The sequence below is a fragment of the Antrihabitans auranticaus genome, assembly GCF_016481275.1.
In the GTDB taxonomy this organism is placed as follows: domain Bacteria; phylum Actinomycetota; class Actinomycetes; order Mycobacteriales; family Mycobacteriaceae; genus Antrihabitans.
Map to the genome: position 1 here is coordinate 485221 of NZ_JAEMNW010000001.1, position 20768 is coordinate 505988.

Annotated in this window: 21 protein-coding genes; 7 read left to right on the top strand and 14 right to left on the bottom strand. The window is 65.9% G+C overall.

The genetic code is table 11. The features are described 5' to 3' along the window. Window positions 1–87 precede the first annotated feature (87 nt). From JGU72_RS01995 to JGU72_RS02005, 3 genes are all read left to right on the top strand, one after another. Window positions 88–732 (top strand): hypothetical protein, encoded by a 645-nt coding sequence (locus tag JGU72_RS01995; RefSeq protein ID WP_199682071.1) that lies wholly within the window; start codon window positions 88–90, stop codon window positions 730–732. A gap of 74 nt (window positions 733–806) precedes the next feature. Next, window positions 807–2096 carry an alpha/beta-hydrolase family protein gene (locus JGU72_RS02000; RefSeq protein ID WP_307828265.1) on the top strand — a complete coding sequence of 430 codons (1290 nt, stop codon included), beginning with the start codon at window positions 807–809 and terminating at the stop codon, window positions 2094–2096. 9 nt (window positions 2097–2105) lie between these two features. Beyond that, complete coding sequence (locus JGU72_RS02005; protein WP_199682072.1) at window positions 2106–2846, top strand: aminoglycoside adenylyltransferase domain-containing protein; 741 nt, start codon at window positions 2106–2108, stop codon at window positions 2844–2846. Between the two features lie 31 nt (window positions 2847–2877). Here JGU72_RS02005 and gatA read toward each other — a convergent pair whose 3' ends face one another. Together gatA and gatC are read right to left on the bottom strand one after the other, a co-directional pair. Beyond that, complete coding sequence (gene gatA, locus JGU72_RS02010; RefSeq protein ID WP_199682073.1) at window positions 2878–4353, bottom strand: Asp-tRNA(Asn)/Glu-tRNA(Gln) amidotransferase subunit GatA; 1476 nt, start codon at window positions 4351–4353, stop codon at window positions 2878–2880. Further along, window positions 4350–4649, bottom strand: a complete 300-nt coding sequence (gatC, locus tag JGU72_RS02015; RefSeq protein ID WP_199682074.1) for an Asp-tRNA(Asn)/Glu-tRNA(Gln) amidotransferase subunit GatC — start codon at window positions 4647–4649, stop codon at window positions 4350–4352. The genes gatA and gatC overlap by 4 nt, the downstream gene beginning before the upstream one ends. A 243-nt stretch (window positions 4650–4892) precedes the next feature. On the opposite strand from gatC, the gene JGU72_RS02020 reads away from it, so the two are divergent. Next, on the top strand, window positions 4893–5543 hold the full coding sequence (locus tag JGU72_RS02020) for an ACT domain-containing protein (protein ID WP_199682075.1): 651 nt from the start codon (window positions 4893–4895) through the stop codon (window positions 5541–5543). Here the strand turns inward: JGU72_RS02020 and JGU72_RS02025 are convergent. Beyond that, the gene (locus tag JGU72_RS02025) at window positions 5540–6046 is read right to left on the bottom strand and encodes a GNAT family N-acetyltransferase (RefSeq protein ID WP_374101061.1); all 507 of its coding nucleotides are present in this window, start codon (window positions 6044–6046) and stop codon (window positions 5540–5542) included. The two genes, JGU72_RS02020 and JGU72_RS02025, sit on opposite strands and share 4 nt — an antisense overlap. A gap of 111 nt (window positions 6047–6157) precedes the next feature. Here JGU72_RS02025 and JGU72_RS31190 point away from each other — a divergent pair, with 111 nt between their 5' ends. After that, entirely contained in the window at window positions 6158–8782 is a 2625-nt protein-coding gene (locus JGU72_RS31190) for an ATP-binding protein (protein ID WP_199682077.1), read from the top strand. Here the strand turns inward: JGU72_RS31190 and JGU72_RS02035 are convergent. Genes JGU72_RS02035 through JGU72_RS02080 form a run of 10 tightly spaced genes read right to left on the bottom strand, consistent with a single transcriptional unit; the run spans window position 8768 to window position 18433 of the window. Then, window positions 8768–9802 carry an S-adenosylmethionine:tRNA ribosyltransferase-isomerase gene (locus tag JGU72_RS02035; RefSeq protein WP_199682078.1) on the bottom strand — a complete coding sequence of 345 codons (1035 nt, stop codon included), beginning with the start codon at window positions 9800–9802 and terminating at the stop codon, window positions 8768–8770. The two genes, JGU72_RS31190 and JGU72_RS02035, sit on opposite strands and share 15 nt — an antisense overlap. Beyond that, window positions 9799–10503, bottom strand: coding sequence for an SDR family NAD(P)-dependent oxidoreductase (locus JGU72_RS02040; RefSeq protein ID WP_199682079.1), 705 nt, complete (start codon window positions 10501–10503; stop codon window positions 9799–9801). Before JGU72_RS02040 ends, JGU72_RS02035 begins: the two co-directional genes overlap by 4 nt. Before the next feature lie 57 nt (window positions 10504–10560). Then, window positions 10561–12651 carry an NAD-dependent DNA ligase LigA gene (ligA, locus tag JGU72_RS02045; RefSeq protein WP_199682080.1) on the bottom strand — a complete coding sequence of 697 codons (2091 nt, stop codon included), beginning with the start codon at window positions 12649–12651 and terminating at the stop codon, window positions 10561–10563. A gap of 34 nt (window positions 12652–12685) precedes the next feature. Then, window positions 12686–12928, bottom strand: a complete 243-nt coding sequence (locus tag JGU72_RS02050; RefSeq protein WP_199682081.1) for a hypothetical protein — start codon at window positions 12926–12928, stop codon at window positions 12686–12688. Between the two features lie 45 nt (window positions 12929–12973). Further along, window positions 12974–13234, bottom strand: a complete 261-nt coding sequence (locus tag JGU72_RS02055; protein WP_199682082.1) for a hypothetical protein — start codon at window positions 13232–13234, stop codon at window positions 12974–12976. Further along, entirely contained in the window at window positions 13234–14250 is a 1017-nt protein-coding gene (locus JGU72_RS02060; protein WP_199682083.1) for a methionine synthase, read from the bottom strand. The genes JGU72_RS02055 and JGU72_RS02060 overlap by 1 nt, the downstream gene beginning before the upstream one ends. Then, entirely contained in the window at window positions 14247–15332 is a 1086-nt protein-coding gene (mnmA, locus tag JGU72_RS02065; protein WP_199682084.1) for a tRNA 2-thiouridine(34) synthase MnmA, read from the bottom strand. Before mnmA ends, JGU72_RS02060 begins: the two co-directional genes overlap by 4 nt. After that, the gene (locus JGU72_RS02070) at window positions 15332–16645 is read right to left on the bottom strand and encodes a cysteine desulfurase family protein (RefSeq protein ID WP_199682085.1); all 1314 of its coding nucleotides are present in this window, start codon (window positions 16643–16645) and stop codon (window positions 15332–15334) included. The genes mnmA and JGU72_RS02070 overlap by 1 nt, the downstream gene beginning before the upstream one ends. 55 nt (window positions 16646–16700) lie before the next feature. Further along, window positions 16701–17618 carry a lysophospholipid acyltransferase family protein gene (locus tag JGU72_RS02075; RefSeq protein WP_199682086.1) on the bottom strand — a complete coding sequence of 306 codons (918 nt, stop codon included), beginning with the start codon at window positions 17616–17618 and terminating at the stop codon, window positions 16701–16703. After that, on the bottom strand, window positions 17618–18433 hold the full coding sequence (locus tag JGU72_RS02080; RefSeq protein WP_199682087.1) for a GNAT family N-acetyltransferase: 816 nt from the start codon (window positions 18431–18433) through the stop codon (window positions 17618–17620). Before JGU72_RS02080 ends, JGU72_RS02075 begins: the two co-directional genes overlap by 1 nt. A gap of 298 nt (window positions 18434–18731) precedes the next feature. Between JGU72_RS02080 and JGU72_RS02085 the strand changes: the two genes are divergently transcribed. Both JGU72_RS02085 and JGU72_RS02090 read left to right on the top strand, forming a co-directional pair. Beyond that, on the top strand, window positions 18732–19256 hold the full coding sequence (locus tag JGU72_RS02085) for a hypothetical protein (protein ID WP_199682088.1): 525 nt from the start codon (window positions 18732–18734) through the stop codon (window positions 19254–19256). 103 nt (window positions 19257–19359) lie between these two features. Next, window positions 19360–19677, top strand: a complete 318-nt coding sequence (locus tag JGU72_RS02090; protein ID WP_199682089.1) for a hypothetical protein — start codon at window positions 19360–19362, stop codon at window positions 19675–19677. A gap of 96 nt (window positions 19678–19773) precedes the next feature. Here JGU72_RS02090 and JGU72_RS02095 read toward each other — a convergent pair whose 3' ends face one another. Beyond that, complete coding sequence (locus JGU72_RS02095; protein ID WP_199683144.1) at window positions 19774–20673, bottom strand: dienelactone hydrolase family protein; 900 nt, start codon at window positions 20671–20673, stop codon at window positions 19774–19776. Window positions 20674–20768: the final 95 nt, after the last annotated feature.

Sequence of the window (20768 nt, forward strand, 5' to 3'; positions counted from 1 at the left end):
CGCCCTGACCGCAGGGCTAGTCCCACAGGCGACCTCGGTTCGGCAGGGTGATGTGCCTGCGTAACCGCGGTACTTAGCGTGCCTCACATGCGAACAACCGATTGGGGGCGGCGCTTCGCAGCAGCCGCCGTGCTTGCTACAGCAGCCATGACACTCGCCCCGACAGCCGACGCAACCGGCGCTGCCGAGCCCCGCACCGGGCAGGCCGCGCACGCGATCGAGGCTCTGACCACTACCGACACACCCCTCGACGCAATTCCGGCCGACTTTTCGGCGGTGCTCGGCTATCGACCTGCTGTTGTCGACGGCATGCTGGCCAACCCCGAGGGCGAGTGCTCCTCACCGGTCACGCTCCCTGTCGAGTTCGACGGCGTCTGCAAGGCCCACGATCTGGGCTACGACCTGCTGCGCTATGCGGATCTGACGGGTGAGCCGCTGGGTCCGTGGGCGCGCGAGGCTGTCGACGCGAAGCTGGGCGAACGATTCGACTCCGCATGCGACACGCGTACCGGGATGGCTGCGCGCGTGGGCTGCCATGCGATGGCACACATTGCGGGTGGATTCGTCGACGTGAATTCGTGGCGACAGGGCTATTCGACGCCGGGTCCGGAGCCGGTCTGGACGTATGTCGCCGCGGGCACACTGGGTGCCGCGTGCCTCGCACTGGCGTGGGTGTTACGACCACGGCGGGCGAGCAGGTTCGCACTTGCGCTGGAACCGGGCACGGCGTGAGCGCCATTGCCGGCATTCGGTTCCGGCCACTCGACATCGATCTGACAAGAGCCCTGCCACGATCGGAAACTACCGTGGCTGTCACGCTCCTGGCGGCCATTTCCCTTGCACCAGGACTACTTCCACGCAGCGCACCCCTGCAAGCTGTGCTCACCGGCGTGCTGGTGACTTTCGGTGTGGCCTGCGCCGGCGTCGCCGGCCGGTTCCTCGGTGCACGCCGGAAGCCGGGACCCGCGCGGGCGGCCGTCGCAGCTCTGGGCGCTATCGGGATCGGGTGGTCCGTAGTTGCTGCCGACCGCTGGCAGGATGGCCTGCGGTCCGCGATGGACATGCCGCCGGTCGGTCCCGCCTACTGGCTGGAAGTCGTTGCCGGAGCATCGCTTATCGTCGCCGTGCTGTACGGCTGCTCGGTCGCGGTGGCGTGGTTCGTCCGCCGGCTCGGGCCCTTGCGGTGCGCTGCCGTTCTCGTCGTCGCTGGACTCGCGGCGTGGTTCGTCGCGATTCCCGCCGTCGTCGATTCGCGCCAGGCAGCCTACCGGACGAGCAGTGCGCTGCTCGATTCGGCTGTGGTGCAACCATTGTCGAGCAACCGTTCGGGAAGTCCACGGTCATTTGCGGCCTGGGAAACCCTGGGAGCGGAAGGCCGCAAATTCGTCGCTTCGGGATCCGACGTGGCGAGCGTCCGTGTATACGCAGGAATCGATTCCGCGCCGGACCTGAATTCTCGGGTGGCTCTTGCCATCCGGGAACTGGAACGTTCCGGCGGACTCCTGCGCTCCAACGTAGTCGTCGCAATTCCAACCGGATCGGGTTGGATCGACTCCAATGCCGTCACCGGCTTCGAGCGGCGGTTCGCGGACGACGTCGCGGTGGTCGGTGTCCAGTACTCGTATGCACCCAGTTGGGCGACGTTCCTGTTCGGGCGCGCAGAATCCGAAGCCGCCGCCCAGGCCCTGTACACAGCCGTCGCAGCTCGGATCGCTGCCATACCCGCAGACCAGCGGCCAAAGCTGTACATCTACGGCCAGAGCCTCGGTTCCGTCGGCGGCGCGGCGGCGTTGCACGCCCGTGCCGGCGAAACCTGCGGGGCATTGTGGGCGGGTCCGCCGGCGGGGTCCGTCGACACGACAGGAGCTACGGTGCTGGCGAACTCGTCGGATCCGGTCGTTCGGTGGTCACCGAGCCTCTTGTTCGAGCCGCCGGCACTCGACCATGTGCGAGTGGACGCGCCTGCACCGCAATGGCTTCCGGTCGTCAGCTTCGTTCAGACCACGGTCGATCTACTCGGCGCCCTCGACGCGCCGGCGGGCCACGGCCACCGCTACGGCACCGATCAAGGCACGGCACTGACCGGTTGCGCCTAGTGTGCAGGCGTGGATACGGCAGCGCAGCGGTACCTCGATGAACTCGTCGCCAGGGCGCGAGGGCCGAATCTGTTGGGGGTATACCTGACCGGTTCGCTCGCGCTCGACGACTACCTGCCCGGGCGCAGCGACATCGATGTCGCGATGGCGGTGCGCCGGTCGATGACCGCTGCCGAGAAGCATGCGATGGTCGAATCGTTGCGGCACTCGGCACTTCGGTGTCCGACTCGCGGGTTGGAACTCGTTGTGTATCGTGCCGACGCCGTCGGGCATGGACTGCTGGCCCCCGCGTTCGAACTCGAACTCAACGACGGACCCCACATGTCCTATCACGTGAATTATGCTGCTGCGGAACGTGACCCGGCGGACGGGCTCTTCTGGTACGCGCTCGACCGCGACATCGTCGCGCAGCGCGGTGTTGCGCTGGTAGGGCCGCCGGCGCGAGAGGTGTTCGGGCGCTTGACCGAATCCGACCTACGCGCAGCTGTCGTTGATTCGCTCCGCTGGCACGCGGAACACAGTGCGGGCCTGGACTATTCGAACGCCGTGCTCAACGCATGCCGGAGTCTGGTTCGCGTCGAGACGGGTCAGTGGTTAGGGAAATCGCTGGCGGGACAGCGTGCTATCGCCCTGGGCGCGCCAAAAGAGGTAGTCGAATCAGCGTTGGAACAACGCCGGACCGGCTCGGAAGCCGGGGCCGACGCCGGGCCGTTCATTCGCTACGCCCATGCGCGGTTGGAGAGTCCATAGACTCGCCAACCGCGCACGGAGCGGAGCACCTTCAGCTAACCGGCCCCCGCGCAACCTCGTACGCCGCGCCGACGCGGTAGAGCCGGTCGTCGGCGAGGGCAGGAGCCATGATCTGCAGCCCGACCGGCAGACCGTCGTCTGCGGACAGGCCCGACGGCACCGACATCGCGCAGTGTCCCGCGAGGTTGGTCGGTAGCGTGCACAGGTCCGAAAGATACATGGCCAGTGGGTCGTTCACTTTTTCGCCTAGCTTCCACGGCGTGAACGGGCTGGTCGGCGAGACGAGAACGTCGACCTGCTCATAGGCCTTGTCGAAGTCCCGCGCAATCAACGTGCGAACCTTGAGCGCCTGACCGTAGTACGCATCGTAGTAACCGGCGGACAGCGCATACGTGCCGATCATGATGCGCCGCTTGACCTCCGGGCCGAAGCCCGCCGCGCGGGTTGCTGCCATCACTTGCTCGGCACTCATGTTGCCGTCGTCGACCCGCAGGCCGTAGCGCATCGCATCGAAGCGCGCCAGGTTCGACGACACCTCGCTCGGCAGGATCAAGTAGTACGCCGCGAGCGCGTATTCGAAATGGGGACAAGACACTTCGACGATCTCGGCACCGAGTTCGGTGAGCACGGCGACCGCCGCGTCGAACGAGCTGATCACGCCGGGCTGGTAGCTGTCGGAGTGCAGTTCCTTCACGACGCCGACCTTCACGCCCTTCAGATCGCCACGCGCTCCTTCGAGCGCGGCAGCGACGACGGGCGGAACTTCGACGTTGATCGACGTCGAGTCCCGCGGGTCGTGTCCGGCGATGACCTCGTGCAGCAGCGCCGTGTCGAGAACCGTGCGCCCACACGGGCCGCCCTGATCGAGCGACGAAGCGCACGCGACAAGGCCGTAGCGCGAGACCGTGCCGTAGGTCGGCTTGGTTCCGACGGTCGCGGTGACGGCGGCGGGCTGACGGATCGAACCGCCGGTGTCCGTACCGATCGCGAGCGGAGCCTGGAACGAGGCGAGGGCGGCAGCAGAACCACCGCCGGAACCACCGGGGATGCGAGTCACATCCCACGGATTCTTGGTCGGACCGTACGCCGAGTTCTCGGTCGAGGACCCCATGGCGAACTCGTCCATGTTGGTCTTGCCAAGGATCGGAATTCCGGCCTTGCGTAGCTTCGCGGTCACGGTCGCGTCGTAGGGCGAGACCCACCCTTCGAGAATCTTCGAGCCGCACGTCGTCGGCATGTCCGTCGTCGTGAAGACATCCTTCAACGCGAGTGGCACGCCGGCAAGCGCAGATGCGGGTGTGTCACCGGCAGCGAGCGAATCGTCGACGATGCGAGCAGCCTTCAGTGCGTCCTCGCCGGCGACGTGCAGGAAAGCGTTGTAGTTGCCATCGACTTCGGCAATGCGATCCAGGTGCGCCTGGGTGACATCGACGGCCGACAGTTCGCGCGAATGGATGCGCGCAGCGAGGTCGGATGCATCGAGCTTGGTCAGATCTGCCGAGGTCATTCGCCCTCCCCCAAGATCTGCGGAACTTGGAACCGGCCCTCTTCGCTGACGGGAGCACCTGACAGCGCCTCTTCGGGCGTCAGGCACGGAACGACGACATCCGGGCGCGTGACGTTCGTGACCGGATTGGGGTTCGCGGTCGGCGGCACGTCGTCGGCAGCGACCTCGGCAACAGCCTTCACGTGACTCAGGATCGAATCCAGCTGACCAGCGAGCTGATCGAGTTCCTCGTCACCGAGAGCAAGCCGGGACAGCCGGGCGAGGTGGGCTACCTCGTCACGGGAAATGGCAGGCACCGCGAAGGCCCCTTCCTGAGTCGACGAACAGTTACCGAACCAAGACAGCCTAGCGATGTGGTGAACCGCACCTGATCTGTGACCGTATTTCGGCCCCGAGACAGTCGCGTATCCAGTAGATGACAACCGCTGTCGAATACATCACCAGAAGCCGCTCAGGTCGAGAATCGTGACCGGAAGATGCAAGGATTGTCGGCGTCGGGGGACACAGGTCTCCTCGTTGACCTCATGGAAAGGACGCACGTGTCGTTTTTGCTCCGCGTGCAACTTCCGGACCGGCCAGGCAGCCTCGGTTCGCTGGCCCTTGCTCTGGGCGCGGTCAAGGCAGACATTTTGTCTCTGGACGTCGTCGAACGTGGTCCGGGTTACGCAGTGGACGATCTCGTTGTCGAGCTAGCACCCGGCGCGCTCCCGGATTCGTTGCTCACCGCCGCCGAAGCGCTCGACGGTGTCCGCGTCGACTCGATCAGGCCATACGCGGGCATGCTCGACACCCATCGCGAACTGGAACTGATCGATCAGGTCGCCACGGCTCGGGACGACCGGCTGCAGACGCTCGTCGACGGCGCACCCCGAGTGCTGCGCGTCGGCTGGAGCACAGTCATCGACATGGGCCCCCAGGGTGCCTACCGCGTCGTCGGCAGCTCGGGCGCGCCCGAAACACACGCGGCGGAATTGCCGTGGATGCCGCTCGAGAAGCCTGTCGCACTCGACGAGGAAGCCGCCTGGGTGCCGAAGATCTGGCAGGACATGGGCACGAAGTTGGCCGCAGCGCCACTCGGCACGACCGGAAAGGTGCTGGTGCTCGGTCGCCCCGGCGGACCGGACTTCCGGCCGTCCGAGGTCGCGCGACTCGGTTACCTCGCGGGCATCATCGCGACGGTGCTGGGTTAGACGGAACAGGCCATTACTGTCAGCTGGACGCCCGGTTCGGGCACCCAATCTCGCTCGGGTACGTGCACGAACCCGATTTCGTCGTAGATCCGGCGCGCGTCGACCATGTCGGGCATCGTCGAAATGACGACGGCGCGATAGCCGCCGTCCGCCGCCGTCTCGAGGACACGGCGGACAAGAGCCGTACCGATGCCCGACCCGCGCGCGGTCTTCGCGACCGCAAGCATCCGGAATTCCAGCTCGTCGGGCAAGGCGAGCGGCGCATAGCGCGAACCCGGGGCGGCAATCGTGATCGTCCCGACGACCTCGCCGTCGATTTCGGCCACGAGTATGTCCGCGTGAGCCGCACGCGCGGCGGTCTGCGCAAGAATGCTCGCGTAGTCGCTACCTGCGGGGATGAAGCCGTCACCCACATAGACGTCGACTATGACCTCGGCGACCGCGTCGTACTCGTCCGGCCGCGCCGTTCGAATTGTGATCGGGGGTCGAATGTTCTTCGCCACCATCGCTTCCTTTCGTCGACGCGTCTCGTTCGACGTGCTTCTGGCAAGGTGAACGAGTGGGACAAACCCGACGTTCAAATCTACTCTCGCCGAGCGCGGGCGGGTTGTGACGTGACTCGCGCACCGGAATGGTCCGGTAGGCACAGGTGGCCGCTCGAACGCGAAGCACCGCTTCGCGAATTGCTGACCGCATTGACCGAGGCCGGCGCCGGCCGCGGCGGTATCGCGTTGATCAGCGGCGAGGCCGGTATCGGAAAGACGTCCCTCGTCCGGGCATTCCACGCGGCGATACCCGACCGCTTCCGGGTCTTGACCGGCGCCTGCGACGACCTCATAGCGCCTCGCACACTGGGCGCATTCCGCGACGCAGCGGCAGACAGCTCGGGGCCGCTCGCTCGCGGCCTCGCCGACGGTTCGCTCGATTCGGCGATGACCGGTGCCGTTGCCGAGCTGGAAGATTCGCCGCCGACCGTACTGATCGTCGAGGATCTGCACTGGGCCGACGACGCGACGCTCGACGTGCTCGCGTATGTCTCCCGGCGGGTCGAACGCAGCGCGGCGCTGCTAGTCCTCACGTTCCGCGACGACGAACTACCGATCGCCCATCCGCTGCGGCGCTTGCTGGGCATCGTTGCAGCCACCTCACCGACGCGGGTCACACTGCAGCCGCTGTCTCGCGAGGCGGTCGCGCAACTGGTCGGAAGTGGCGGACGCGACGCCTCCGCGCTGCACGCGACGACGGGCGGTAACCCGTTTTACGTCGCAGAGGCACTGACCGCCCACGCCGACGACGTCTCACCTACCGTTGCCGCGACGGTGCTTGCCAGGATCCAGCGCCTCGCTCCCGAGTGCCGCAAAGCGCTGGAACGACTGTGCGTGATTTCGGGCGCCATCGAATTCGAGCTCGCGGAGAAGGTAATTGGCCAGCCGCTCGATGTCCTACGGGAGGCCGAAGACCGCCGATTGATCGAGATCGACAGTGTCGGGTTGACGTTCCGGCACGACCTGACGCGGCGGGCGCTCGAAGACAGCTTGCCCGCGCTCGTGCGTCGCGCGGCGCATTGGGCGATCACCCAGGCCCTTCTGACCGACGCCGATTCCGACCCGGCTCGCGTCGTTCATCACGCCGCCAATGCGGGCGACGAACGGACGGTCGTCGACTTCGCGCCGGCTGCAGGTCGCGGCGCGGCAGCGAGCGGGGCCCATCGGCAAGCGTTGACGCTCTTCGAGGCAGCACTCGGCACCAACCTGCTCGAGCCGGCCGACCGGGCAGCCGTGCTCGCCGACTACGCATGGGAGCTCTACAACGCGCACCGGATCGGCGATGCCGCCGCAGCGTCGCAACAAGCGGTCGAGCTGCACCGATCGACCGGCGACCTCGCGGCCGCAGGTGTTGTGATGGTCGGTCAGTCCCACCACCTGCTGATGGCAGGCGATCATGCGCAGGCCGCGACCGTCATCACCGACGCCGTCGCCTTGCTCGACGACGTGGGGTCGGCTTCCGCACGCGCCTACGCCGCGACCTATCACGGCACTCTGCTACTGACCGCCCAGGCGCTCGCCGAAGCCAGGCCCGTTCTGGAGCGCGCTGTCGAGTTGTCGAGCGCCGCGAATCGCCCCGACCTGGTCGCGCTGTGCCAGATCTATCTCGCGGTGTGTCTGGAGACGTTGACGCCTGCGGACCGAATCAGCATGCTGCGCAAGGGAATCTCGGACGCAGCGGCGCTCGGAACGCACGAGAGCGTCGGGCGCGGCTACACCATCATGGCCGAGTTGCTTTTACGCTTCGGCGAATTCGACGAACTCGAGCAGTGCCTGACGACGGCGTCGGCCTACGTTCTCGACCATGATCTGCCGCTGTACAAGGTCCGCCTCGACATCGTGGCCAGCCAACTCCTGCTGCGGCAAGGACATTGGGACGCCGCCGAACGCGGCCTGCGCGCGGCGATGGAATCCGCCGATGCCGGCATGTTCGCTCTCCTCGCCGCAGCGAATGTGGCACGGATCCTGACGCGCCGCGGTGATCCGGCCGCCGCCGAACTGGTCGCTGACACCTTCCAGCGGGCACTCGCAGGCAGATGGCTACTCGGGCTGGCCTATTCGGGACTCGCGCTCGTCGAATGGTCGTGGCTCACCGGGCAGCCGGAGCGCTCGGCGGCGCTCGCCGGAATGTGGTCGGCGAACGCAGCGCATCCGGTGGTGTTCGGGTTGTACGGCGAGTTGCTGCGCTACCTCAAACGAGCCGGGCACCCGGTCAGCGCTTTTCCCGAGTGTCCGGAGCCGTGGGCGGGCGGCCTGCGCGGCGAGTGGCGTGCGGCGGCACAGGCGTGGTCGGCGATCGGCGACCCGTACGAACACGCTCTCGAACTCGCCGACTCCGGCGAAGCCGCGCCGACCCTGGCCGGTCTGCAGATTCTCGTCGGCCTCGGCGCCGAGGGCGCGGCCGCGATCGTGCGCCAACGCCTGCGCAAGTTGGGTGTTCATCGAATGCCGCACGGTCCGGCAGCCGAAACCCGAAGCAACCCTGCGGGTCTTACAGGGCGCCAAGCCGAGGTGCTCACCCTTGTCGGCGAAGGACTCACGAACGCCGAAATTGCTGAACGCCTGGTCCTTTCGGTTCGGACCGTCGACCATCACGTCTCTGCGATCCTCACGAAATTGGGCGTATCGACTCGGCGAGAAGCAGTCGCCCTGGCGCAGCGACTGGGTGGGGGAACGACCTCACCGCAGCAGTAGCGCACTGTCACCGAACTCGTGCCATAGGTACTCCCCTGCCAGCGCGGCGTCGTAGGCTTCACGAACGGCGCCGATTCCGACGACCGCCTCGAGCAGCATCAGGTGCGACGCACCTGGCTCGTGCCAACCGGTCACCAAGCCGTCGACCGTTCGGGTCGGCCGGTGCGCGCTGAGGACCAAGTCGGTCCACCCCGCACCGGCGTGCACCCGACCATCTTCTGCCGCAACCGTTTCCAGCGCCCGCGTCACCGTCGTGCCGACCGCGACGACTCGCCTACCGGCCGCACGCACATTGTTGACGATGCGCGCCGTAGCGTCCGGTACGAGGTACCGCTCCGGACTGGGCGGTTCACCCAACTCCGCCGACGACACACCGGTGTGGAGCGTGATCGGCGCGACAGCAATACCTTTGGAGACCAGGTCGGTGACCACACCGTCGGTGAACGGTCTACCAGCGCTGGGCATTTCGGCGCTCCCGAGGTCACGGCCGAAGGCTGTGCGGTAGTAGCGCGCCGACCAGTGCTTGCTGACGTAGGAATACGTGATCGGACGGCCGTGCCGCTCGAGCCAACGAACCACCTTCTCGGTACTGATGTGCGCCGACCACAGCCGCCGCCCGTCAGGTAACCACGGCCGCACGAGCATGATGATCACACCGCCCGGTGCCTGTATCCGCATCCCAGCCCGAAGCGTCGCCCAGTCGAACTTCTGGCCGTCGCCGGTGCGGACCTCGACGACCCAGTTACCGTCGTCGAGCCAGGTCGAGAAATGCACCACGACAGGCACATCGCCCAGACGAGCCGGCACCGCGGCCGACATCGTCGCTGACGTGTTCACGACTACCAGATCGCCAGGTCGCAAGAACGACGACAGCTCCCGAAAGTGGCTGTGCGTCAGCAATCCTCGGTCCGATACCAACAGCCGAACCTGATCACGCGCGACACCACGGGCCTCGGGTGGCTCGGTGGCCTCCCGGCCGGGTGGCAGTACGAATTCCGGATCGAGCACGGTCACAGTCATTTCGATGCTCCCGCCAGGAGGTCCGCGGCGATGTACCGTCCGCTCGGCGGGCGGTCCGCAAGCAAGCGGAGCAGCGCGGGTACAACTGTTTCAGGATCAGGTCTGTCGGAGATGTCCTCACCAGGAAAAGCCGCCTGGTGCATGGCAGTGCGCATATCGCCGGGGTCGAATGCATAGACCGCGATGCCTGGATTCTCCGCAGCGTAAATCGCCGTGAGGTGGTCTAGCGCGGCCTTGGCCGACCCGTATCCACCCCACCCCTCGTACGGAGTGACCGCGGCATCTGAGCTTATGTTTACGGCAATACCATTGCTCGCCAACAATTTCGGTGTGGCGAATTGCAGAATCGCCAGCGGTGCAACGACGTTGGTAGCGAGAATTCGCTCCAACTCGTCCAGCTCGATATCACGCAGCTTCGGCATCGGGCTCGGTCCGAGCCTGCTTGCATTGTTGACGACGAGGTCGAGGCGCGGTCGGGCGAAGAGGAGGTCAGCCAACTCCGCCCGATGCGCGGCGTCGGACACGTCGCCGTGGACGGTCGTGAGAGCCGAACCTAGTTCGTTGCCCAGCCGCGTCAGCTCCGCGCTTCCGCGTGCCGTGCCGATGACGTCCCACCCGTCGCCGACCAACGCGCAGGTAAGGGCACGACCGAGGCCCGCCGATGCTCCGGTGACGAGTGCTGTCTTTTGGTTTCGCGACATTGGATCTCCCTTGCATAGGTTGCAAGTTCCATCCTGAAACCTAAAGTTCAGTTCAGGTCAAGGAGATTCTTCTTCCGCCGTTACGGCCACACCGTCGGGGCCCAGTTCGAGTAGCCGACGGAATCCGTCTTCGTCCAGCACAGGCACCCCCAGCTCGACGGCCTTGTCGGCCTTCGTGCCCGGCGAGTCACCGACGACGACATAGGCCGTCTTCTTCGACACAGAGCTAGCGGCTTTGCCACCCCTGGACAGGATGGCCTCCTTTGCCTCGTCGCGGGAGAAGCCCTCGAGCGATCCGGTGACGACGATGGACAAGCCCTCGAGGTTCCGCGTGATCGACTCGTCACGCTCGTCCTCCATCCTGACGCCCGCAGCCTTCCATTTCTCGATGATCTCGCGGTGCCAGTCGACCGCGAACCACTCGGTGGCCGACACGGCAATGGTCGGACCGACGCCCTCGGCAGCCGCAAGTTCCTCGACACTTGCATTCACAATGCGCTCGAGGCTCCCGAATTCTGCAGCCAGCGCCCGAGCCGCCGTCGGACCCACGTGCCGAATCGACAGTCCGACGAGCACTCGCCACAGCGGCCGATCCTTCGCCGAATCGAGGTTGTCGAGCAGTCGCTTTCCGTTGGCGGACAACGATCCCGCCTTGGTCGTGAACAGCGAGGTCTTACGCAAGTCTTCTTCGGTCAACGAGAAGAGGTCGCCCTCGTCGACGATCACTTTGTTCTCGAGCAACGCGATCGCGGCCTCGTACCCGAGCACTTCGATATCGAACGCGCCGCGTCCTGCGACGTGAAAAACGCGCTCCCGCAACTGCGCTGGGCACGTTCGCTGATTCGGGCACCTGATGTCGGCGTCACCCTCCTTCTCGAAAGCGAGCTCCGTGCCGCACTCCGGGCAGTGTGTCGGCATCACGAACTCGCGCTCGTCGCCGGTTCGCAAATCTACGACTGGACCGAGGACCTCCGGAATGACGTCTCCGGCCTTGCGGATGGTGATCGTGTCGCCGATCAGCACGCCCTTGCGTTTGACTTCACTGCCGTTGTGCAGGGTCGCGCGCGAAACGGTCGAGCCGGCGACCAACACGGGCTCGGTGAATGCGAACGGCGTGACACGACCGGTACGGCCCACACCGACCTTGATGTCGAGCAGCTTGGTCGTGACTTCCTCGGGCGGATATTTGTACGCAATCGCCCACCGCGGCGCGCGTGAGGTGGTGCCGAGCCGACGCTGAAACGCGACCTCGTCCACCTTGACGACCAAGCCGTCGATCTCGTGCTCGACGTCGTGGCGGTGCTCGCCCCAGTAGGCAACCTTGGCGACGACGGCATCCACGCCCTGCACCCGCGTCGTGTGCGTCGAGACCGGCAAACCCCACGCGCCGAGCGCCACGTATGCCTCGTACAGCGAACTCGGCGAGAAACCTTCGGTGCGGCCCAGACCGTGGCAGATCATGCCCAGCCTGCGCTTGGCGGTGACGGCCGGATTCTTCTGCCGCAGCGAGCCGGCCGCAGTGTTTCGCGGATTCGCGTACGGCGGCTTACCTTCGGCGACGATCGCAGCATTCAGCGCCTGAAAGTCCTCGAGGCGGAAGTACACCTCGCCGCGTACCTCGAGCAAGTCGGGTACGGGAAACTCGTCGGTCCCGGTCAGTTCGTGCGGAATCTCCGCGATCGTCCGCGCATTGAGCGTGACGTCCTCGCCGGTGCGGCCGTCGCCGCGAGTCGCACCGCGAACCAACTTGCCTTTCTCGTAGACCAGGTTCAGCGCAACGCCATCGATCTTCACTTCACACAGGTAGTGCAAACCCGAGCCGGTTTCAACCTCGACTCGCTTCGCCCATGCGCGCAGAGACTCTTCGTCGAAAGCGTTGTCCAGACTGAGCATTCGCTCCAGGTGATCCACCGCGGTGAACTCGGTCGCGAAACCACCGCCGACGAGTTGCGTCGGGGAATCGGGCGTTCGCAGCTCCGGGTACTCCGTCTCGAGCGCGATGAGATCGTTCAGCAGTTTGTCGAACTCGCCGTCGGAGATCGTCGGCGAATCCCGCACGTAGTACCGGAACTGATGATCGCGAACCTCGTCTGCAAGAGCCTGCCAACGCTCGCGAACCTCGCCGGATGCCGCCTGATTCTCCGTCACCCCCGCAGACTAACTCAGCCCTACGACAGTCCGGCTACCACTTGAACATGGGAAGCGGAGACAGCGGATTCGTCCGAACTCGCCCTGCCGTAAGCGTAACCAACCGGACGTGAAAGCCTGCGTCGGGATACGTGCTCGCGATTCGGCGATAGTCCGCCATCGACATTCCGAAGCGCCGCACCCCGAACAACACATCGATGGTGTCCGCGCGGCGAAAGATCTCGACCGGTGAATGCGGGTCTGCGGCCGCGCGGAGCTTGTGATGCTGATCGATCATGTCGTCGACCAGCGGTACGAGGTCCGTACGGTCGCCCTTGGACAGTCAGTCACGCGCCAACTCCGCCGACGGACCCAGGTAGTCGAACGTTCCCGCGGACCAGATGCCGAGATCGTGAAACGCACCGGCCGTCAGATACTCCTCGCGCGACGACGGCACCGCACCCGACCCGCCGCCGACGGCGTAGAGGGCGTCACAGAACTCCAGTACACGCAGGACGTGATTGGTGTACGGGGTTCGATCCCCGGCCAACGCCGTGAACCACGGCTCGAGCCTGCGATCGATCTCATCCCGTACGGTTCCCATCACAACGACTCCGGTTCCTCCGCAAACGCTCTTGCTGTTTCCACACTCAGCCGTAATGCCTTGCGCGCCCAGCTGTTGGACGCCGCCGCCAGGCCACAGCCGGGCGTGACGAGAATCTGATCGCGTAACGTCGACCGCTTGAATCCGAGCCGGTCGACCAGGTTGAGCGCGGGGTTCGCGATATCCCGCCAGGTCGGCTCGATATCCGGTCCGACGGCCGGAACCAATCCCAGCGCAACAGCTTTCCCTGCTTCGAGCAATTCGCCGATGCCGTCGAGGTCAGCAACCTGCAAGAGCGCCGCGTCGACGCCGATGCACTCCGCCTTGCTGCGCCGCAGCAGCTCCAGTGGTGGCGAAGCACCGCAATTGTGTACCAGGACAGGTACTTGCGCAGCCTCGACGACGAGGTCCAGCAGGTGCAACACGTTGGGCGCGGGCAGCGCAGCGACGCGGTCCATTCCGGTTACGCCTTTGACCGTGCCCGCAATGACCGCCGGAAGCGACGGCTCATCCAGCTGCAGAACAACTTTCGCACCGAACCGACGTTGCACCTCGGCAACGTGCTGGGCCAGCCCCTCTGCGAGCGACTCCGCGAAGTCACGGACAGCGCCGTCGTCGGTGAGCACTCTGTGGCCATTGCCCAGCTCGACCTCGGCGGCTAGCGTCAGCGGACCGCAAGCCTGCAGCTTCAGTGCCTTCCCAGTGCCTACGTAACCGGCCTTCTCCCAAGCCTCTTCGAGGAGGTCCAGGTCTTCACGGAGCAACCGCAGCGAGCGCTTCGCCACGCTGCCAGGAGTCCTCGCCAAGCGGTAGCCACGGGTCGTCGTGTCGAAATGCATGTCGACGAGCAGGGCACCGGCGCGACCGATCATGTCGGCACCGACTCCGCGAGCGGGCAATTCGACGATATGGGGCATCTCGCCCAGCTCACCGACTATCGTCGCCGCAGCTTCGCGCGAGTCCGTCCCCGGCCAGGACCCGATCGCCGTCGCAATCCCGCCGAACGGAGTTGTCACCTGTGGTGGCCGGTCCGGGCGATCGTGCCACTGCCGATCACTACGTCACCCGCGGCGGCCGGACGGTAGAGCACCAATGCCTGCCCCTTTGCTACACCGGTCAACGGCTCACGCAACCTGACTTCGATTCCACTGCCGATACTTTCGGCAACCGCATCGGCTGTTCCGCCGTGCGCCCGGACCTGGACGACACATTCGACCGGACCGTCCGGCGCGCTACCGGAGGTCCAGATCGCACGGTCCGCGCCGATGGTCCACACCTGCAGCCGCTCGACCGAACCCACACGGACCGTTCCACTTTCGGGCTCGATCTCGGTCACGTACCGCGGTCGGCCGTCAGCTGCCGGACCGGCAACACCCAGCCCCTTGCGCTGCCCGATCGTAAAGCCGTGTACACCATCGTGTTCCGCGAGCACCGCACCGGAATCGGCGTCGACGACCGCACCCGGCCTGATCCCGATGCGTGCACCGAGAAACGCCCGGGTGTCACCCGACGGGATGAAGCAGATGTCGTGACTGTCGGGCTTGTCTGCGACAGCAAGCCCGCGCGCCGCGGCTTCTTCGCGAATCTGCGGCTTCGGTGTATCGCCGACAGGGAACAGCGCACGCGAAAGCTGCTGTGCCGTAAGCACTGCGAGAACGTAGGACTGGTCCTTCTCCGCATCGACAGCGCGGCGCAGCACCCCGTCGTCGAGTTGCGCGTAATGCCCGGTTGCGACCGCGTCGAAACCCAAGGCGAAGGCGCGGTCGGCCAAGGCGGAGAACTTGATCTTCTCGTTGCAACGCAAGCAGGGATTCGGGGTCTCGCCTGCGGCATACGAGTCGACGAAGTCGTCGATGACGTCTTCCTTGAAGCGCTCCGCAAAATCCCAGACATAGAACGGAATTCCCAGAACGTCGGCGGCGCGGCGCGCATCGCCGGCGTCTTCCTTCGAGCAGCAGCCGCGGGCTCCGGTTCGTAATGTTCCCGGCTCGGCGGACAGGGCGAGGTGCACGCCGACTACATCATGACCAGCGGCTACCACGCGTGCGGCAGCGACAGCCGAGTCGACGCCGCCGCTCATCGCAGCAAGCACACGCATCAGCGAATTCCTTCCGAAGACAGCTCGCTCAGTGCCGCGGTGGACCGCGAACCGGCGCCGGCGAGCCCAGCAGCCTTGGCCCGCTCGACGACCTGTGGCAGCGCCGCGATCAGGGCATCGATATCGGATCGAGTAGTTGTGTGTCCCAACGAGAATCGCAATGATCCACGGGCGGCAGCCGGGTCGACACCCATCGCGATGAGGACGTGGCTCGGGCGCGCGACGCCCGCGGTACACGCGGATCCCGTCGAACATTCGATGCCTGCGGCGTCCAGCAGCATCAACAGCGAATCGCCTTCGCAGCCGGGGAAAGTGAAGTGGGCGTTGCCAGGGAGGCGGTCATCGCCCGAGGCACCGTTCAGCACCGCGTCCGGCGCTGTTGCGCGAACCCCGGCGCTGAGGTGCTCCCGCAAGGCCCGAAGGTGCGCGGGCCGAACATCGAGTTCGTCGACCGTCGCCCGCAATGCGGCCGCCATACCCGCGACAGCAGCGGTGTCCGGTGTACCGGAGCGCACATCGCGTTCGTGCCCGCCACCGTGCAGCAACGGAACACACGGAACCTGGCGCCCCAGCAGCAGAGCACCCACGCCCTGCGGGCCACCGAACTTGTGGGCAGCGATGCTCGCCGCCGACAGTCCACTCGCCGCGAAGTCGATGGGCAACTGTGCGGCGGCCTGAATCGCGTCGCTATGCATAGGCACGCCGAACTCACGAGCGATCGCGGCAAGCTCCACGATCGGCATGATCGTGCCGACCTCGTTGTTCGCCCACATGATCGTCACGAGTGCCGCATCGTCGGCGTGCAGTGCCAATGCTGCCCGCAACGTGTCCGGCGCAACCCGGCCCTGCGCGTCCACGGGCAGCCACGTCACCGAAGCGCCCTCGTGCCGTTCGAGCCACTCGACGGCGTCGAGCACGGCATGGTGCTCGACGCAGCTGGCGAAGATGCGGGTCCGGCGCGGGTCGGCGGCGCGGCGCGCCCAGTAGATGCCCTTGACGGCGAGGTTGTCGCTCTCGGTACCACCGGAGGTGAAGATCACTTCGGACGGCCGCGCACCGAGGCATGCTGCGATCGACTCGCGCGCCTCCTCGACTCGGCGACGGGCGGCGCGGCCGGATCCGTGCAGCGAGGACGCATTGCCGACCGTGGCGAAAACAGCGGTCATCGCCTCGATAGCCACGGGCAGCATCGGCGTTGTTGCCGCGTGGTCGAGGTACACCGGGGTGGCAGCGCCGTTCAGGAGCGAGCCGTTCACAGCTGAGCCGTTCACAGCCACGCCTTTGCCGGCAGAGCCCTGGTTAACCGAGTTCATGACCTAACAAGGATAGCCCGGTCGAGCCTGAGCTTTGACCGGGCCGTTGTCGCTGCTACGCGGTTTGCGCGACCAGCGTGCGAGTTGTGTCGGGCGTTTTGACCGTATTGCGCGCGTCGGCCGATTCGAGCACGCCGTGCGCCTCGAAATCGAGCACGTCTGCACCACGAACCGCACGCTCGCACCGGGCAGCAAGATCCTTTCGATCCGCACCGGGTTGCTCGATCGGCGCGAGGACGACCTCGGCCGTGATCGAGTCGGCCCGCAGCATCCGCAACAACGAGGTCGCCATCGAATCTTCCCCGACGAAGCTTGCCGTCGTCGACAGCGAACCGTCGTCGTTGCGGTACTGCAGACGCACCGGCTGCACGGGGGTTTTCGTATCGACCGCCGACTGGAACAGCGCGGGCCGCAGGCCGCCGTACGCACGTCCGCACCACGTTGTGCCTTCGGGGAAGAACGCGATCCGCTCCCCCGCCGCCATCCGGTCGGCCATCTCCCTGATGACTCCCGGCAGGGCTTTGAGATTGCCGCGATCGATCGGAATGACGCGCATCCTGCGCGCGAGCGTGCCGAGCACCGGCCAATCCACGAGATCGGCGCGCGCGACGAAACTGATCGGCTGCACCGATGCGAGCACAAGCACGTCGGTCCATCCGACATGTCCTGTCGCGACGAGAACACCCTGTTCAGGCGCGCTGAACATGGCACCGGGTGAGTCGCTGCCGCGCTGATCGACCACGTCTACGGTGATTCCGAAGCAGCGAACGAGGACCTCCGCGTAGCGCCGCTGCACACCGCTCTTCATCGTCGCGGGCGTGAGAGCGTTCACGACCGGGAAGCTCGCCATGGCTGCACCGACCGTCAGCACGCGCTTCGCGAACGTCCCGTTGCCGACCGTGGCCGATTCTGCATCGACGCACTTCGTGCCACACGGACTCGCAGGCATCCACGAGTGCGCCTCGGCGGTCATCAGAGCGACTTTCCTTCGAGCGCTGCCGCGGCCTGCTGGAGCCTTTCGAGATAGCGCTGATTCACCTGGTGCAGTCCGAGCAGCGCAACGAAGTCCGCCACGGCGAAGTCGGGGTCGTGCGCGGGTTCGCCGGCAACGGTCGCTCCGAGTCGCAGGTAGCCCTTGAGCAGGGGCGGCAGCTTCGTGCGAGCCGGCGCTGCGATCTCGTCGAGCGTCCTGCCCTCGACGACGACCGGGTTGTAGGGACGGACCGAGTACGGCGAAGCGTGCTTGCTCAGGAGAACGTCCCGCACACCGCGCACGTTCGCGCCGGGAGCCTCGTCTGGAGCCTCCTGCATCGGTACGGAGACGCAGCCCATCACCCATTCGTATCCGGTCAGCTGGATGTAGTGCAGGATGCCCGCCCACATCAGGCTCAGCACCGAACCGTTGCGGTGCTCGGGGCGCACGCACGCCCGGCCCATCTCGACGATCTGCGGCCGCAGCGGCGCGAGTGCGGAGAGGTCGAACTCCGTGGCCGTGTAATAGCCGCCTGCCGCCTTTGCCGAATCCGGCGGAAGCATCCGGTAGCAGCCGACGAACTGGTCGGACAACTCGTCGCGGACGAGGAGATGGTCGCAGTGGTCGTCGAAGCGGTCGGCGTCGAGGCCGAGCTCGTTGGCCGGAATGTCGAATCCCGGCTCGGAGGCGAAAACGTCGTAACGCAAACGCTGCGCCGCCAACCGATGCTCCCGGTCCGACGTGACAACCAGCGAGTACCTAGGCCGCGTAGTTACATCAACACTCGGAGGGGACAGTACCGACAAAGTGGTCATGTCCGTTGTCTAACGAGCCAGTAATGCTGCGCGGGATATGCACGGTGACGTGTCGATGCAGCTTGGGTTAACGCAGGTCGCAGGGGGTGGTCGCGTTCACCGGGGGTTCACGAAGGTGGACTGGGGGCGACAGATACGCCGCATTTGTTGTTGCGCTCGCGGTTTTGCGCGTCGCTCGCGTAATAACGCGAGCGCGACGCAAAAGGGCGAGCGTGGGCGTTATCCACAGGGCTCCAGTTATCCACAGGCAGCCTATTTTCGGCGGGTCGGACGCGCAGCGGCAGGACAACATGTGTTCATGAGCGAACCGATCCGGCGGGCAGACGCCCTCGCCTACGGACAGACAGACGCCGAACTGCGCAATCTGTACACACGACAAGGCTGGTCCAAGTTGCGTCCGGGACTGTATGTCCCGCCCGAATTCGAGGAGCTGACGCGCGAGGCCAAGCATCGCGAACTCGTGGTCGCGACAGCGCCCTTGCTGTCGGCGCTCGCGTCGATCAGTCATCAATCGGCTGCAGTCATGCACGACGTACCGCTGTGGTCGGTCCCATTCGATCGCGTGCATGCGACGCGTGACCGGCCCGCTGGCGGCCGTAAGACACGTCACCTACACATGCATTGCGCACCGTTGCCCGACGAAGACGTCGTCGTCATCGATGGCGTACGCGTCACCGACCTGGCCCGCACGGTCGGCGACCTGGCACGGACAGTGCCGCTCGAGCAAGCAATCGTTGCCGGCGACGCCGCGATGCGAAAGGGTCTGACTCGCAACGAGATCGTCGACGGGTTGGCCTACGCCGAGGGGCGGCACCGGCTATAGGCGCGCACTGCTCGCGACCCAACTGTTCGACGGTCGCAGCGAGAGTGTCGGCGAATCACGAAGCCGCCTGGCACTTTCCCAACTTCGACTGCCGACGCCGCAGTTGCAGACCGAGTTCTTCGACAACGCAGGAGTGTTGCTCGGTCGCGGTGACTTCTTTATCGAAGAGTTCGGCGTGATCGGCGAATTCGATGGGAAGGTCAAGTACGGCAAGTACTTACGCCCAGGGGTGTCGCCTGGCGAAGCGGTATATCGCGAGAAACTTCGCGAAGACTCGCTGCGGGACATGGGATGGGAGGTGGTGCGGTGGATCTGGAGCGAACTCGAGCGCCGCGACGTGATACACGCCAGATTTCAGCGCGCGATCACACGCCGCAAACACGCACAGCGACCACTGGGCACCTACCGGTTGGCGGCGTGACTACAGCGCTCGCGACGGATGCTGTGCTCGCGGTTTCGTTTCCCGCTCGCGTTATAACGCGAGCGGGACGCAATAGGGCGAGCGGGAGGGGGCCGACTAGCCCAAGTACTGACCGAACCAGGCGAGGACCCGTTGCCAGGCGTCCGCGGCGGCGGTGGGGTCGTAGCGGTCGCTCGTGTCGTTGAAGAAGGCGTGGTTCGCGCCCCGTTCGGTCACGACCTCGTGCGGGAGGCCCGCGACCTCCAGAGCTGTGGTCGCGGCGTCTCGGGTGGCGTTCACCCGCTCGTCCAGTTCGCCGTACATCGCGATGACGGCCGCGTGCGAACCCGCGAAGCTCGCACCTTCCGGCAGCGGACCGTAGAACGGGGCCGCGGCGTCGAGGCGCGGCTCCCCCGATGCCAGCAGTCGCCACGTCAGCATGCCGCCCATACAGAAGCCGATCGCTCCGACCTTCTTGCCCGGCGCACGGCGCTGCATTTCGTCGATACCGGCCTTCATGTCGCCGAGCAGACGCTCGGGTGGCGCCGCCGTCAGGGCGGCGGTCGCTTTCGCCGGATCGTCGAAGGACCCCGTGCCGCCTTCTTCGGAGAGCAGGTCGATTGCGAGGGCCGAATACCCGGCGCCCGCGAATCTGCCGGCAACCGAGCGAATGTGGTCGGTCAGGCCCTTGTTCTCGTGGATAACGAGCAGCACTCCGCGCGGGTCTGCGGCCGCGGCCCAGGCACCGGTCAACTTGCCGGACGGACCTTCGAACGTAATCGGTTCCGTGGCCACCGCGCCCTCGAGACCGGGCGGCGGCGTAGTCGATGCGGTCGCACCGATGGTCGTGGTTCCGCTCTCCGATTTGTTCGACGCACACGCGGCGAGCAGGGTCGACGCCGCAGCGGCGGTAAGTCCGAGCAACCCGAGCCTGCGCAGCGCTTCGCGGCGCGGGAGCAACCCGTCAGCATGGTCGGTAGCGATTTCTTCGGCGACATAACGCTGCAACGGTGTCATCGTCATCCAATCCGCATCGGCTCCTTCGAATTATTCACCGACAAACCGAGATTCGCACGAACCTGTCGGACCCATGCGGAACTATGTCCTCGGTG

Bases quoted from the DNA above. Each gene is read 5' to 3' on its own strand.
- JGU72_RS01995 (WP_199682071.1), top strand. From the start codon at position 88: ATGCGAACAACCGATTGGGGGCGGCGCTTCGCAGCAGCCGCCGTGCTT.
- gatA (WP_199682073.1), bottom strand. From the start codon at position 4,353: ATGACCTCGGCAGATCTGACCAAGCTCGATGCATCCGACCTCGCTGCG.
- JGU72_RS02035 (WP_199682078.1), bottom strand. From the start codon at position 9,802: ATGACTGTGACCGTGCTCGATCCGGAATTCGTACTGCCACCCGGCCGG.
- JGU72_RS02040 (WP_199682079.1), bottom strand. From the start codon at position 10,503: ATGTCGCGAAACCAAAAGACAGCACTCGTCACCGGAGCATCGGCGGGC.
- JGU72_RS02050 (WP_199682081.1), bottom strand. From the start codon at position 12,928: ATGATCGATCAGCATCACAAGCTCCGCGCGGCCGCAGACCCGCATTCA.
- JGU72_RS02055 (WP_199682082.1), bottom strand. From the start codon at position 13,234: ATGGGAACCGTACGGGATGAGATCGATCGCAGGCTCGAGCCGTGGTTC.
- mnmA (WP_199682084.1), bottom strand. From the start codon at position 15,332: ATGCGTGTGCTTGCTGCGATGAGCGGCGGCGTCGACTCGGCTGTCGCT.
- JGU72_RS02070 (WP_199682085.1), bottom strand. From the start codon at position 16,645: ATGAACTCGGTTAACCAGGGCTCTGCCGGCAAAGGCGTGGCTGTGAAC.
- JGU72_RS02075 (WP_199682086.1), bottom strand. From the start codon at position 17,618: ATGACCGCCGAGGCGCACTCGTGGATGCCTGCGAGTCCGTGTGGCACG.
- JGU72_RS02080 (WP_199682087.1), bottom strand. From the start codon at position 18,433: ATGACCACTTTGTCGGTACTGTCCCCTCCGAGTGTTGATGTAACTACG.
- JGU72_RS02085 (WP_199682088.1), top strand. From the start codon at position 18,732: ATGAGCGAACCGATCCGGCGGGCAGACGCCCTCGCCTACGGACAGACA.
- JGU72_RS02095 (WP_199683144.1), bottom strand. From the start codon at position 20,673: ATGACACCGTTGCAGCGTTATGTCGCCGAAGAAATCGCTACCGACCAT.